This is a genomic window from Marinimicrobium koreense, from assembly GCF_003762925.1.
Lineage (GTDB): Bacteria > Pseudomonadota > Gammaproteobacteria > Pseudomonadales > Cellvibrionaceae > Marinimicrobium > Marinimicrobium koreense.
In genome coordinates, this window is the sequence record NZ_RJUK01000001.1 from 1,940,872 (window position 1) to 1,954,133 (window position 13,262).

General features: G+C 58.9%; 11 protein-coding genes. 4 read left to right on the plus strand and 7 right to left on the minus strand.

Annotation, left to right across the window (positions count from 1 at the left end):
* Nucleotides 1-24 precede the first annotated feature (24 nt).
* From EDC38_RS08475 to EDC38_RS08495, 5 genes are all read right to left on the minus strand, one after another.
* Nucleotides 25-801 carry an energy transducer TonB gene (locus tag EDC38_RS08475; RefSeq protein WP_123638127.1) on the minus strand — a complete coding sequence of 259 codons (777 nt, stop codon included), beginning with the start codon at nucleotides 799-801 and terminating at the stop codon, nucleotides 25-27.
* On the minus strand, nucleotides 798-1,214 hold the full coding sequence (locus EDC38_RS08480) for an ExbD/TolR family protein (protein ID WP_024461072.1): 417 nt from the start codon (nucleotides 1,212-1,214) through the stop codon (nucleotides 798-800). Before EDC38_RS08480 ends, EDC38_RS08475 begins: the two co-directional genes overlap by 4 nt.
* Before the next feature lie 30 nt (nucleotides 1,215-1,244).
* Entirely contained in the window at nucleotides 1,245-1,640 is a 396-nt protein-coding gene (locus tag EDC38_RS08485) for an ExbD/TolR family protein (RefSeq protein ID WP_123638128.1), read from the minus strand.
* Nucleotides 1,630-2,373: a MotA/TolQ/ExbB proton channel family protein gene (locus EDC38_RS08490; RefSeq protein ID WP_123638129.1), complete on the minus strand. Its 744-nt coding sequence runs from the start codon at nucleotides 2,371-2,373 to the stop codon at nucleotides 1,630-1,632. The genes EDC38_RS08485 and EDC38_RS08490 overlap by 11 nt, the downstream gene beginning before the upstream one ends.
* A 92-nt stretch (nucleotides 2,374-2,465) precedes the next feature.
* On the minus strand, nucleotides 2,466-3,797 hold the full coding sequence (locus EDC38_RS08495; protein WP_123638130.1) for an alkaline phosphatase PhoX: 1,332 nt from the start codon (nucleotides 3,795-3,797) through the stop codon (nucleotides 2,466-2,468).
* Between the two features lie 343 nt (nucleotides 3,798-4,140).
* Between EDC38_RS08495 and EDC38_RS08500 the strand changes: the two genes are divergently transcribed.
* The 4 genes from EDC38_RS08500 to EDC38_RS08515 all read left to right on the plus strand — a co-directional run bounded on the left by EDC38_RS08500 (nucleotide 4,141) and on the right by EDC38_RS08515 (nucleotide 10,161).
* Nucleotides 4,141-6,978, plus strand: coding sequence for a TonB-dependent receptor (locus EDC38_RS08500; RefSeq protein WP_123638131.1), 2,838 nt, complete (start codon nucleotides 4,141-4,143; stop codon nucleotides 6,976-6,978).
* A 167-nt stretch (nucleotides 6,979-7,145) separates the two neighbouring features.
* Nucleotides 7,146-8,228: an SO_0444 family Cu/Zn efflux transporter gene (locus EDC38_RS08505; RefSeq protein WP_123638132.1), complete on the plus strand. Its 1,083-nt coding sequence runs from the start codon at nucleotides 7,146-7,148 to the stop codon at nucleotides 8,226-8,228.
* Nucleotides 8,229-8,747: 519 nt separating this feature from the next.
* Complete coding sequence (locus tag EDC38_RS16660) at nucleotides 8,748-9,821, plus strand: glycoside hydrolase family 11 protein (RefSeq protein WP_123638133.1); 1,074 nt, start codon at nucleotides 8,748-8,750, stop codon at nucleotides 9,819-9,821.
* A 73-nt stretch (nucleotides 9,822-9,894) separates the two neighbouring features.
* Entirely contained in the window at nucleotides 9,895-10,161 is a 267-nt protein-coding gene (locus tag EDC38_RS08515) for a hypothetical protein (protein WP_123638134.1), read from the plus strand.
* 21 nt (nucleotides 10,162-10,182) lie between these two features.
* On the opposite strand, the gene EDC38_RS08520 is transcribed toward EDC38_RS08515, so the two are convergent.
* Together EDC38_RS08520 and EDC38_RS08525 are read right to left on the minus strand one after the other, a co-directional pair.
* On the minus strand, nucleotides 10,183-10,896 hold the full coding sequence (locus EDC38_RS08520) for a GntR family transcriptional regulator (RefSeq protein WP_246004367.1): 714 nt from the start codon (nucleotides 10,894-10,896) through the stop codon (nucleotides 10,183-10,185).
* Nucleotides 10,897-10,997: 101 nt separating this feature from the next.
* Complete coding sequence (locus EDC38_RS08525; protein WP_123638135.1) at nucleotides 10,998-13,196, minus strand: alpha-glucuronidase family glycosyl hydrolase; 2,199 nt, start codon at nucleotides 13,194-13,196, stop codon at nucleotides 10,998-11,000.
* Nucleotides 13,197-13,262: the final 66 nt, after the last annotated feature.

Below are 13,262 nucleotides of genomic sequence, written 5' to 3' on the forward strand. Positions count from 1 at the left end.
AGTGTCCGGTGAAGATACCGACGGTCAATTCAGTCGGAAGTACACCGGCAGCGTCCAGGTCATGCGGCTCTGGGCGATGTCATCGGGCATCTTGGGCAAGGGGTTGGCCTTTTCGAGCATTTCTTCAACCGCTTCGTCCAGGCTGTTGTGCCCGGTCGGACGCATCAGTTCGTAATCGAGGATGTTGCCGTCCCGGTCGAAGGTGAATGACACCATGGCCATGCCCTGCTCGGCTTTGCGACGGGCCCTCATGGGATACTCTTTGTGGCGTTCCAACCAGGCGCTGACCTGGGTGCGGTAATCCGGCGGCGCATCCTGAATGCCGCCCGTCGCACCGGCCTGCTGCCGATCCGCGGTGCGTTTGGCCTCCTGATCGCTGTGCTCATCAGCGGACTCGGTCGACTCGTCCGTCTCTACGATCTGTTCCGGCTCGGGTTGAACCTCGGGTTCAGGCTCCGGTTCGGGTTTTGGCTCCGGCTCAGGTTCTGGTTCCGGCTCCGGTTGTGGTTCCGGCTCCGGTTGTGGTTCTGGCTCCTCCTCGGGTTCCGGCGTTTTGACCGGAGATTCCAGAGGCTCGGGCTCAGGTTCCGGCTGCGGCTGAGGTTCGGGCTCGGGGGCCGGCGTCGGCTGAGCTGGCTTGGGTGGCGGTGCCAGCGCGATGGTGATCGACTGGGCCCCGGGATCTTCCGCGCGGTGCACGGTTTCCCGGTCTGAATCCAGACGCACCATGGCCAGGGTGTGCACAGCAAACGCCAGGGATAGGGCCAACAGCCAGTGGATGGGTCGCGGTTGTTGAATCATTCGCTTTCAGTCAGTAGTTGAATCTGGGCAACACCGCCGGCACGCAACTCGGCCAACAGTTCGGTCAGGACGCGGGCTTCCAGTCGGCGATCAGCGCGCACCTGCAAGGGAGCCTCAGGCTGCTCGCGCTGGGCAAGACGTTCCGCCAATCCGGCCGGCTCTATGGCCTCGCCCATCCAGGCCAAGCGCCCATCGGCACCAATGGCCAGGTATTCCGGCTGGCTGTCCAGTGCCTCAGCGTGACGGGTGGTTGCAGGGGTCACGGCAAACGGTGGTTCCTGGATCAGGGTGCCGCTGACCATAAAAAAGATCAGCAACAGAAACACCACATTGATCAGCGGCAGGACATTGTCCTCCGCATTGGTGGTTCGCCGGGGAATGGGCGGCAGGGAGAAATCGGTCTGTTTCAACATAGCGAGGTTTCGGTTACAGCGGTGGACAGATCAATCAGCGGTTTCGCCCAGCGCCAACGCCTGAATACCGGCATGGCCCAACTGGTCGAAGCTGTCGATCAATTCATGGAGCCTGACGCCATCCTCAGCGCGCAGTATCACCGAAGAAATACGCTCAGCCTCCAGGTCCCGAGTCAGTTGCTCTGCCAGTGCCTGGAGCGGATACGTTTGCTCGTCATAACGAAATTCTCCGTCGCCCAACAAATAGATATCGGCTGCGGGAATATCGTCATTGCTGGCCGTTTCACTACCGGTCGCCAACTCCAGGCCACTCCATTGGGCGAGGCTGGAGGCAAGCATAAAAAACAGCAGCAGGTTGAACACCACATCAATCAGTGGTGTCAGGCTGACGCTACGCTTACGACGGGGAGCGACTTCAATTTGCACCGGCCAGGGCCCCTTCCAACGAAGCGGACTTGGTGCGTTGTCCGGCTTTCGACGAGTTGCGCTCGCTCACCGATGGTTCGGTGCTATCAGCGGTGACGCGGTTGAAAACCCGACTGGTAAACACGCGACCCAGCGCATCCTGCATATCTTCGTGTAGGCGCTCGACACTGCGCTCCAGAAAGTTCAGAGCCGCCACCGTCGGAATCGCCACCACCAGACCCACGGCGGTGGTCAGCAGCGCTTCCCAGATACCGCCGGAGAGGACCGACGGATCCACCTGACTGCCGGCCGCTTCCAACTGGTTGAACGCGGCAATCATGCCAATCACCGTGCCCAGCAAGCCCAGCAACGGGGCGATATTGCCGATCACTTCCAACGGACGAAAATGCCGACGTAGGACATTGATGTCCCGGGCTGCGGTGCGGGCCACTTCTTCCCGCAGGCTGTCTTCGGGAATGCCCGCTTCACTGCCCTTGACCACCAGGTTCATGGCCTGGGCAATGGGGTTGGGCTGGCCTTTCAGACATTCGCCGGCTTTGTGAGTGTCACCCTTGCCCCAGGCGTCTATGGCCGGATCGATAAAACGGCGCTCGCCGAGACGGATGGTGCGGAATTGCCATAACTTCAGTACGACGATCGCCAAGGCGTAAATTGACATCAGCATCAGAACCATCACCACTGGACCACCCAGCTCCAATAATTCCGCTAACGTTGCCAAACTGAAACCGTTCATAATGACCTCTAATTCACTTTCGGTGTTGGTGGATGGCGGCCTTTGGCCTTATCCACCCGACATGGACTTGGTGATCATCGGCGTCGACGTGATTAACCGGCGTCTACAAAAAATGGGCCGCGCAGCTCGTAAATTCGGCCGTCGGTGTGATCGCCCGTGTAACCTTTCTGAGAGCTGAAGTACAGACGCTCGCCATCGGGACTGAATGCCGGACCACAGATTTCCGAGTCACGCTGACCGACCACATTCACCAGTTCAAACGGCGTGATATCGGCACCGACCACCACCAGACGCATTTCGCTACCATCTTCAGCCACCAGCACGTCACCACCGGCGGACACCACCAGATTGTCCACATCGTCAATGCCGGGATTGAAGGCCTGGTCGGACTGTTTGTCGTAAATCAGATCCAGCGTATTGGCGTTGGTATCCAGCGCCCACACTCGGTTATCACCTTTGGTGGTGAAGTACACCATGCCTTCGTGATACCAGCAGCCTTCCCCACCATCAAACCGTTCGGCATCGGCTACCTGTTTCCGGGTGGGCCGTTCGCGGCGTTCGGGATCTTCACCGCCCAGACGGGGAACCGGATTGGGCACTGTGTGCCACTGCACGGGACGGGTCTGCAGCGGATCGTCACCGGTCACGACTGCCACTTCCAGCCGCCCTTTGCTCAGATCGGCACGCCCACCCTCAGGGTAGTACTCGGGCACAAAGCGATAGAAGTTGCCGTCCTCGGTATCTTCAGTAAGGTAGATATGACGATGAACCGGGTCCACGGCTGCGGCCTCGTGTTTGAACACACCCAAGAGCGGTGCAGGCACGGCGAGCTGACGACCGGTGGGGTCGCACTCGTAAACCAGGCCTTCATCAATTTCTTCGCAGGTCAGCCAGGTTCCCCAGGGCGTGGGGCCACCGGCGCAATTGTTCGTGGTGCCGGTACAGATGGCGTAACTGTCGACCACCTCGCCTTGCGCGTTAAAGCGCAGTGCACCCACGCCGCCCTGGCGCCAGGCTCCCACTTCGGAGTTGGATACATACACCCAGCCGCCATCGTCCATCGGGAAGGTGGCGCCACCGTCGGGCAGTGCATGCCAAACATAATCAGAACCGGCATAGGCCCGCTGTCCCGTGCGCGCCACTTCGCGAACGGAGAAACCACGAGGCACCATCATTCGGGTGTTCGGATCATTCTCAACCACGACTTCGTGCAAGGTGCCGGCGAGGTTGGGAATGTTGCTGACTTTCTTTTTCAGCGCCAAGGGCTTGGCGGATCGGGGAGAACCCTGGGTGGTGCAACCCCACAGGCCCGGACCGACCGCGAGCACCCCCGAAGCAATCAGACTTCTCTGCAACAGGCGGCGGCGCTGTTCATTGACGAGGCCTTCGCGGTTCCCGGTCGCTTTGCATTCTACGTTTTTCATAACAGGCTCAGAAATCAAATGGTTTTTACAGATCACAATAAAGCGCCCTGACGCACTCTACCCTGAATGCATCGTTGCGCGCTCTGCATCGATTTTGATGAGCTTGAGTGTGCTCCCGGTATGTGACCCTGGCGTGACTGAACGGTGAACTTAAGGTGACAGTTGAGTGACAGCTCCGACCACACGCCTGTCATGAAAGCTTAACCTGCTGTTCAAATGACTGTCGCCCGACTGTCATATGAACCCGCTAGCGTGACGTCCTCTACCACAAAATCCGAGCCACTCCGGAAGAACAGGATGTTCTTCCGGAGATGGTTATTTCTTATGTTCAGGGGATAGCTCAATGTACACGATGAAAGTAAAACACCTCTTGCGAGGTCTGTTCGGTCTCTGGCTGGTTGCGCTCTGCGCAGCCGTCCAGGCCCAATCCACAGGGGCCATCAGCGGCCACGTGACCGACGCCACCGGCGAGTTCACCTTTCCCGATGCGGAAGTCCGTATTGAAGGCCAACGCCGCCGGGAAGTGACCGGTCGCGATGGCAGCTTCCGTTTTAACAATGTGCCGGAAGGCCAGTACGAACTGGTGTCAGAGTACGGCGGTGCCATGCCAGAGCGAGTGGCCGTGACGGTCATCGCCGGCGAAACTGCCGAGGTCAGCATCCGCATCGGTGGTGGCAGCGAGCAGGACAATGCCAATCAGTTGAAAGGTCTGCTGATCGACAGCCAGGCGGCGGGTCAGGCCGCGGCGATCAACCGTCGTCGTCGGGCGCCCTCGGTAATCGACGTGCTGTCGTCAGACTCGGTGGGCAACTTCCCGGACCAGAACGTCGCCGAAGCTCTGCAACGCGCCCCCGGCCTGTCCGTTCAGCGCGACCAGGGTGAAGGCCGTTTTGTGGTCATTCGCGGCATTGATCCGAGCTTCAACTCCACCACCATTAACGGCATGCGTATTCCGGGGCCGGAAGCCGACTCGCGCGCGGTAAACCTCGATGCGATTTCCTCGGATCTGGTGGAATCGGTCGAGATTACCAAGGCCATTACGCCGGATATGGACGGCGACGCCGTCGGCGGTAACATCGAAGTGAAAACCCTGACCGCCTTTGATCTGGGTGGCCGCAGCGGCAGCGTCACGGTGGGTGGCAGCTACAACACCACCAATGAAGAAACCAGCCCGGACATCTCGGCGTCTTACACCGACCTGTTCAGCATTGGCGATGGTGAAGATAACCTGGGGATTGCATTTGCCGTCAGCCAGTTTGATCGCGATACCGTCTCCGACGGCATCGAAGGGGCTCCCTGGGAAATGACCGAAACGCCGGAAGGCAATGAGGTCAACGCTCTGCTGGAAGGTGAACAGCGGGACTACGTTCTGACCCGCAAGCGCACCAGCGTCGCATTGAACTTTGACTATCGCCCGACCGATACCGACGAGTACTATCTGCGCACCATGTACAGCGAGTTCGATGACGCTGAAACCAAAGAAGAGAATATCTTCAAATTTGAGGAAGGCGACATTGAAGGTCTGGATGCGGACAGCGGCGAATTCGTTGGGGCTGAATACGAAAAAGCGCATTCCGACAGCAATAAAATTGTCGAAATCACCAGCTACAGCCTGGGCGGTAAGAACGAGCGCAATAACTGGACCTTTGATTACAACCTGGGTTATGCCACGGCCGGTGAAGCGGGCGACCTGGAAATTACCGGTGAGACTCTGGCGGAAGATGTCGCCATGGGTTACGACAAGTCCGGTGATGCCCAGCAGCCGCTGCTGTACGTTATTGGCGATCAGGGCAGCAACGCCAGCGACTTCATTCTCGAGTCCGCCGAAGGTGAAAGCGTGTTCAACGAAGAGCGCGAACTGGCGGTTGCCTTCAACGCCCAGCGCGATGTGATGTTCGGTGAAGTGCCGGGCTTCATCAAGTTCGGTGCCAAGACCCGTCAGCGCGAAAAAGAAAACAATATCGACATCAGCATTTACGAAGATTTTGGTGATACCTACAGTATTGCCGACTTTGCCCAGGACTCGCCCGTGGACTATCCGCCCCGGGGCGATTTTGGCCCGGCGGTGGATCGTGACAAGTATCGCGACTTCTTCTACGGTAACCGCGATAACTTCGAACTGAATGCCGAAGACAGCCTGATCGATAGCGCGGCCGAGGACTACGATATCGAAGAAGACATCAACGCCGCCTATGTCATGGCCCAAGCCGAGTTCAAGCGCCTGACCGTGATTGGTGGTGTGCGTGTGGAAGAAACCGACTACGCGGCCCGGGGCACCCAGGTGACGATCGACGAAAACGTCAATGACGGCGAACCCCAGTTGAACGCTTTCTCAGACAGCAAAAGCTACTCGCATGTACTGCCCAGCCTGCACCTGAACTACGCGCTGCAGGACAACATGGCCGTGCGGGCCGCGCTGACCAGCACCATCGCCCGTCCGGGATTTGAAGCCGCCGGTCCCTGGCAGATCATCGAAATCGAAGGCTCCGGTGATGATATCGAGCGGGTCGCTGAAACGGGTAACCCGGACCTGGAGCCACTGGAGTCCACCAACTTTGACCTGCGCTGGGAATACTACCCCACTGGGGTAAGCCTGATGTCCGCCGGTTTCTTCTACAAGGACATCAGCAACTACTTCCTGACCGCCAATGTCGCCGGTGAAGCCCCGTTTGAAGCCTTTGATGAGGTGACTCAGACCATCAATGGCGGGGATGCCGAGCTCTACGGTATCGAGTTGGCCTATATCCGTCAGTTCGATTTCCTGCCGGGACCCTGGGACGGTCTGCTGCTGGATGCCAGCTACACCTTCACTGACAGTGAATCCGACCTGCCCGAGCGCGACAGCGGTATCCCCCTGCCCGGCCAGTCTGACCACATTGCCAGCTTTGCTCTGGGCTATGAGAAGCACGGCTTCAACATTCGCGTCGCCGCGGCCTACCGCAGCGAGTTTTTCGAAGAAACCGATGACGCTTCCGATCCGATGTTTGACCGCTACCAGGACAACCACCTGCAAGTGGACATCACCAGTAAGTACCGGATCAACGACATGGCCCAGGTGTATCTGAACCTGGTCAACATCAATGACGAGCCGCTGTACGCTTACTGGGGCAGCTCTGAATTCAACTCCCAGTACGAAGAATACGGCCCCACCATTGAAGCCGGCGTGCGTCTGGACTTCTAAGCGCCGAATTTCAGGGGCCCATAGGCCCTTGACGTCAGCCCCCCGGTGCGCCGGGGGGCTTTTTTTTGTCTCCCCACTCTCCCGACCGCATCCCATGTCCCATGGGTGTACACTGGTCCCATAATCTCCCTTGGCCTGTCACCAGACCGGTTCTGGAGTCTCTTGCTATGGTGGTACTCGAACAGATTCTGAACGTTGCCCTGACCGCTGCGCCCTGGCTGCTGGCCGGCCTCTTGGCCGCAGCATTGATCAAAGCCCTGATTCCTGAGGCTGCCCTCTTGCGCTGGGTGGGAGGTCAGGGACTGGCCAGCGTCAGCCGCGCTGCGGTAATGGGTGCGCCACTGCCTCTTTGCTCCTGCGGCGCGATTCCCACCGCCTTTGCCCTACACCGGGGCGGCGCGGGGCGGGGGCCCACCACCGCTTTTCTGATCGGCACACCGGGGATTGGTGTGGACTCTATTGCCATCACCTATGCCCTGTTGGGTCCCTTCATGCTGGTCGCCCGAGCCACTGGCGCCGTCGTTACCGCCATTGCCACCGGCCTGTTGGTGACCCTGGCGGACCACGCCCCCCGGACGAGGTCCGCCACGTCAGGACACCATGAGCCCAAAAGGCACGTCGGCGACGAGGCAGGCTGCTGCCAGAGCAACACCTGTGGCACCCGCCCGGTTGCAGCGGGGTCGAATGCCGAGACCACACAGACCTCCTTGTCCCGTCGACTGCGGGACGGGTTGCGCTATGCGTTTGCCGACCTGCTGGATGATATCAGCCGCTGGTTGGCGGCCGGTCTGGTGATCGCTGGCATTCTGATGGCGCTGGTGCCGCCTCAGGCCATGGCCGAGCACGGCAGCGGCCTTCCCGCCATGTTTCTGATGGCGATTGTCGGTATACCGTTGTATTTGTGTGCCACCGCTGCCACCCCCATCGCTGCAGGCATGCTGGTGGCAGGCGTCTCGCCCGGAACCGCCCTGGTGTTTCTCCTCGCGGCCCCCATTACCAGCATGGCCACCCTGGCCGTCATGCGCAAAGAAATGGGCGCCGCCGTCATGGCGCTGTATCTGCTGGGGATTCTGGTATCGACGGTTCTTGTCGGACTGGTGGCGGATCAGACCGTGCAGTGGTTGGGTATCGCCCCTGAGGCCCAGGTTGGTGCCACCGGAGAACTTCTGCCAACCTGGTTCGAGGCGGTCGCGCTGGCGGTGCTTGCCGCGCTGGCAATAACGCCATTGCGAAGACGAGTGCTGTTCTGAATACGGTTACATGTTGTCGGTCAGCTTATATCAATTCGCAATATCGGGCGTTTATTTTGGCGACAAACCACGGATTTCGACATCCGCTTTTCAGATAACCTGACGATCGGCCGGATACCGCCTCCAAGTCGTTCCACAACTGCTTTTGGCAAAAATTTCAGCGCCGCTCCCTGTCAGTCTTCCGACCACAGCTTGTTATAGTCTTTCTGAATATATAGGCATGAAACAACCTTTTTACATTTATGGTTAATTTGACTTTAAGTTGTCTCGAGTCAACACTTCCCGACACTGATTCAACCTCAGATCACACTGAGGATTAAAAAGGACCTACTCGGGCCTGACGGGTGCATGCTAACCAACAATAATCATAACGCGCCCCCAGCCCATGAGTCAGTGATGTACTGTCAAACCTGACAAGGCCTCTAACGTGGCGGGCGTTCACAGTGACGAAAGCCTGTTTCGTCGATTACGGCGGATAGCCCGTGACGAAAAAAATAACTCAATCACGAGGATCAAAGTATGCCTTTATTTGAAACCAACGCCGGGGCGAGAAGCTGGATAAAATCTCTCTCTACCGCCCTGCTCACCTGCTCGGCCGTGCTGGGTATCTCGGCGGCCAATGCTCAGACCATCTGTGACAACCAGACCGGCACCAACGGTGGCTACTACTACACTCACTGGACCGATGGCGGCGGCTCCGCCTGCATGACGCTTGGCTCCGAAGGCAACTACGGCTACGAGTGGTCCAACACCGGCAACTTTGTTGGCGGCAAGGGCTGGAGCACCGGGGCGTCCAACCGGATCATCGGCTACAACGCCGGCAACTACTCACCTTCAGGCAACTCGTATCTCACCCTCTATGGCTGGAGTACCAACCCTCTGGTGGAATACTACGTGGTGGATAGCTGGGGCAGCTGGCGGCCACCGGGTGGTACTTCGGTAGGCACTGTGTCCACCGACGGTGGCACCTATGACCTGTATCGCACCCAGCGGGTCAATCAGCCTTCCATCGAAGGCAACACAACCTTCTATCAGTACTGGAGCGTCCGGACTTCCAAGCGTCCACAGGGCAACAACAACACCATCACGTTCCAGAATCACGTTGACGCCTGGGCCAACCAGGGCTGGTACCTGGGAACCCACAATTATCAGGTCATGGCGACAGAAGGTTACCAGAGCAGCGGCAGCGCCAATGTGTCGGTCTGGGAATCCGGCACTGGTGGTGGCGGTGGCGGCGGTAATGCCGGCGGCGGCAGCACCGGGGGCAACGAGATCGTGGTGCGCGCGCGCGGCACAAATGGCGATGAACAAATCAGCCTGCGCGTTGATAACAACACCGTGGCCACCTGGACCCTGTCCACCAACATGAGCAACTATACCTGGAACGGAAGCGCGACCGGCGGCATCACTGTGGAGTATGGCAACGACGCCAGCGGTCGGGATGTGCAGGTAGATTACATTCAGGTCAACGGCGCCACCCGTCAGTCTGAGAATCAGAGCTACAACACCGGAGTCTGGCAAAACAACCAGTGCGGTGGCTCCAATAGTGAATGGCTGCACTGCAACGGTGCCATCGGCTACGGCAACCTGTAACTCACTTACTGACCACCAGGTCGTTCTACCGGGGAGTGTGTCTTGCACTCCCCTTTTTGATGAGTCACCGGCTATGAATCGACTACACCTATCAATTTTCACGCTAACGCTGATCAGCGCCAGTTCATTGGTTGTTGCACAAGTGGATATTTACCAAAGCGATGCGTATTCCGTCGAAGAGATGTGTGCCAGGGAGGCCCAGCAGAGTGTAGAAACGGACTATAGTCAGGCATACGAACAGTGCATCGACAAAAATCAGGATAACGAGCTGTATCAGTCACGAGACGGCAACCCCAGCGCTGAGCAAGAGACAACACCCGAACATCATCAGGAAACCTGAAGCGCTACATTCACCCAGGCCTCACTCGTCCTGAAAATACTCCGGATGCTCGCGCGGGATGAGCGTCAGCACCTTGTACACATCCTGCATATGCACCGACATGGCCTTGCGGGCCGCCTCGGGGTCGTGATTTATTACCGCAGTGAGAATATCGCGATGCTGATCGAGCACCCGGTGGTACTGACCACTCATGTGCAGACTGAGGTTGCGCACTCGGTCCATATGGGCTTTTTCGGATTCGATCAATTGCGTAACACGATGATACCCGGTGCGCCCCGACAGCGTCTGGTGGAAGTTATCGTCCAGCTTCTGGAACGCCAGGGCGTTATCGTTTTCCGCCGCAATGCGCTGCTCCTCCAGAATGGCTTCACACTCTGCTACCAACTCATCGTCCGCATGCTCGGCCACGTGGGCAATGACGGCCAGTTCCAGCGCCTCGCGAATAAAACGGGCCTCCAGAATGTTCTCCATGCTGAACTTCGAGACGTAGGTGCCCCGCTGGGGGAGTACATCAACAAAACCGATATTGGCCAGCTTGATCAGCGCTTCGCGCACCGGCGTGCGGCTGACACCAAACTGTTCGGCCAGCGCCGTTTCGGGAATCATCTGCCCGGGCTGAAACTCCATGCTGACGATGGCATCCCGGATGAATTCAAAAATCTGAGCGGACACCGACCGGTTGCCAGCGATTCGGCGTTTTTTGGAGGAAGGAATGCTCGCTGCTGACTTTGCCACTATCGCCTCGTCTGGTCAGTTCTTGTCATCGTTTTCCGAGTATACCCCAGAAGAAGCCGGGCCCGACACTCCGTATCGGGCCCGACGGGTTCACCTCTCAATCAATAGTCGACCCGCCGGTCGTTGCCCTTCGGGTGCCAGGGGTCGGGCACGTAGAAGGTGTGCTCCAGCTTTTTATAATGCTCCAGATCGTGCTCCGGCTCCGGCGACCCTTCCGGCAGGGGCAGACCACTGAGGCTCTGGAAGTAACTCACGCAGGAGTCGCGCCAGCGAATGGCGTCGCGCAGCTGTACCTCCAGTAGCGCTTTGACATGCTCGTAGCGCTCCCGGTCGATCAGCCCCTGCACTTTCTCCCATTCGGCCTGCATGTTCCGCACCTGCTGCACGCCCTCGTCGTATTTCAGCACCAGTTCCTCCCAGAGAGTACGGCCGGAGTTCATTTTGTAGTCCCAGCCCACATGGTGGAACCACAACAGGTAATCTTCGTCGATCTGATCCAGAGTGCCGAAATGCTCCCGCACCGGTCCATGGTACTGCTCGATGGCGTTGGAGCCGGATTCGGTACGATCGAAACCGATGCCGTCTTCGTCCGCCCGATGGTAGTACCAGGCGGTCCAGTCCATCCGCTCGGCTTCGTCATACCAGGGCGCCGGACCATAGTGGTGGCCCTGGGCAAAAAGATGGGTCAGACCCAGCGGGTTGCGGTAGTTGACCCCCGCCTCGCGGGAGTACGCCATCACCTCACCAATGGGGTCGAGAAAGCGGCGGTCGTTGGTGAAGGTCATGCGCATCCACTCTTCGGCGATCGCCTCGGAGCTGAGCTCATAGTCCCAGGCCATGCGACCAAAGGCATACCAACTGGACTGAACGAAGGGGTGACCGGTCCAGTTGCGATCGGTTCCGGGGTTGATCACCGCCGCCATGCCGGTCTGTTCGTATTCAAAGACCTCACCTCCGAGAATTTTGCCGACGGTGCTGCCCTCGCCTTTAGCGTGGGTGTCGGCATCCAGCACTTCTTCAAACAGCGGGCCCTGGTAGGCCAGGTGATTGGAGAATCCAAAGTACTCCTGGGTGACCTGCAGCTCCATCATGATATTGGTGTCTTCCAGCGCGCCAAACAGGGGTGAGAAAGGTTCGCGCGGCTGGAAGTCGATGGGGCCGTTTTTGATCTGAACGATTACATTGTCCCGAAACTTTCCATCAAGCGGTTTGAACTCGTCATAGGCCTCACGGAAGCGGTCGCCCTGCTCCGGCGAGTAAACGAAAGCGCGCCAGAAAATCACCCCGCCGTAGGGTGCGACGGCATCGGCCAGGATGTTGGCCCCGTCGGCATGGTTGCGTCCATAACCCTGGGGGCCGGGCTGCCCCTCGGAGTCAGCTTTTACCAGAAAGCCCCCCAGATCCGGAATGTGCTTGTAGATTTGCTTGGCCTTGTCCTTCCACCACTGCTGTACTCGCGGGTCGAGCGGATCGGCGGTATCCAGATCACCGAAGGCCCGGGGCGAGTCATAATTGATGGACAGGTAGGTTTTGATCCCGTACTGGCGAAACACCTCGTTGAGCGCGGCCACTTTCTCCAGGAACTGATCCGTGAGAATACGCGGGTCGGCGTTGACGTTATTGATGGCGGTGCCGTTGATCCCCAGCGAGGCGTTGATCCGCGCATAATCCCGGTAGCGCGGGTTTTCATTGTACTCGGGCAGGGTGCCCCACTCCCAGAGTGACAGGCCGGCATAGCCGCGCTCCACCAGTCGGTTGAGATTGTCCCAGTGGTTTACCACGCGGTGCTGGACCTTGGGCGCCTCGGCGATGGCAAGCTCCTCAATGGCCTGTTGGGTCTGCAGCAAGCGAAGCAGATGAAAAGCCCCGTAGAGCACACCGCGGTCACCCTCAGAGGCGATCACGGTCACATCGCGACGTCCAATCCGGGTGGTTTCCAGCAGGAACCCCTCCGGCCCCTGTTGCGCCAAGCGGTCTTCCCAGCCCAGGCTGGCAATCAGCTCGGAGGTTTCGGGGGTACCTATGACCAGCGAGCCGCGCCGGGCCAGTGAGTCGCTGCGCTCCAGAGGCCTGTCGAGTAGGCCAGAAATGCCCCGTTGCAGCTCCTGCGCGGCCGACTCGATGACGGCCGGGCCGTCGGGAGCCACCAGGGTTCCCAGTTGTTTGCGGTAGTCCTTGACCAGGGAACTATCGCTCAGGGGCTGGTAACGCAGCCACATGTCGTAACCGTCTTCAGCGTGGGTAGCCAGGGCACTCAGGGTGCAGGCCAGGGCCAGACCGATCGCCAGGAGCTTTTTCATAGATAAGACCTACTCTCTTTGCGGGTTTCTTGGGTTATTGGGTACCAGACCGCATGATATAGTCAT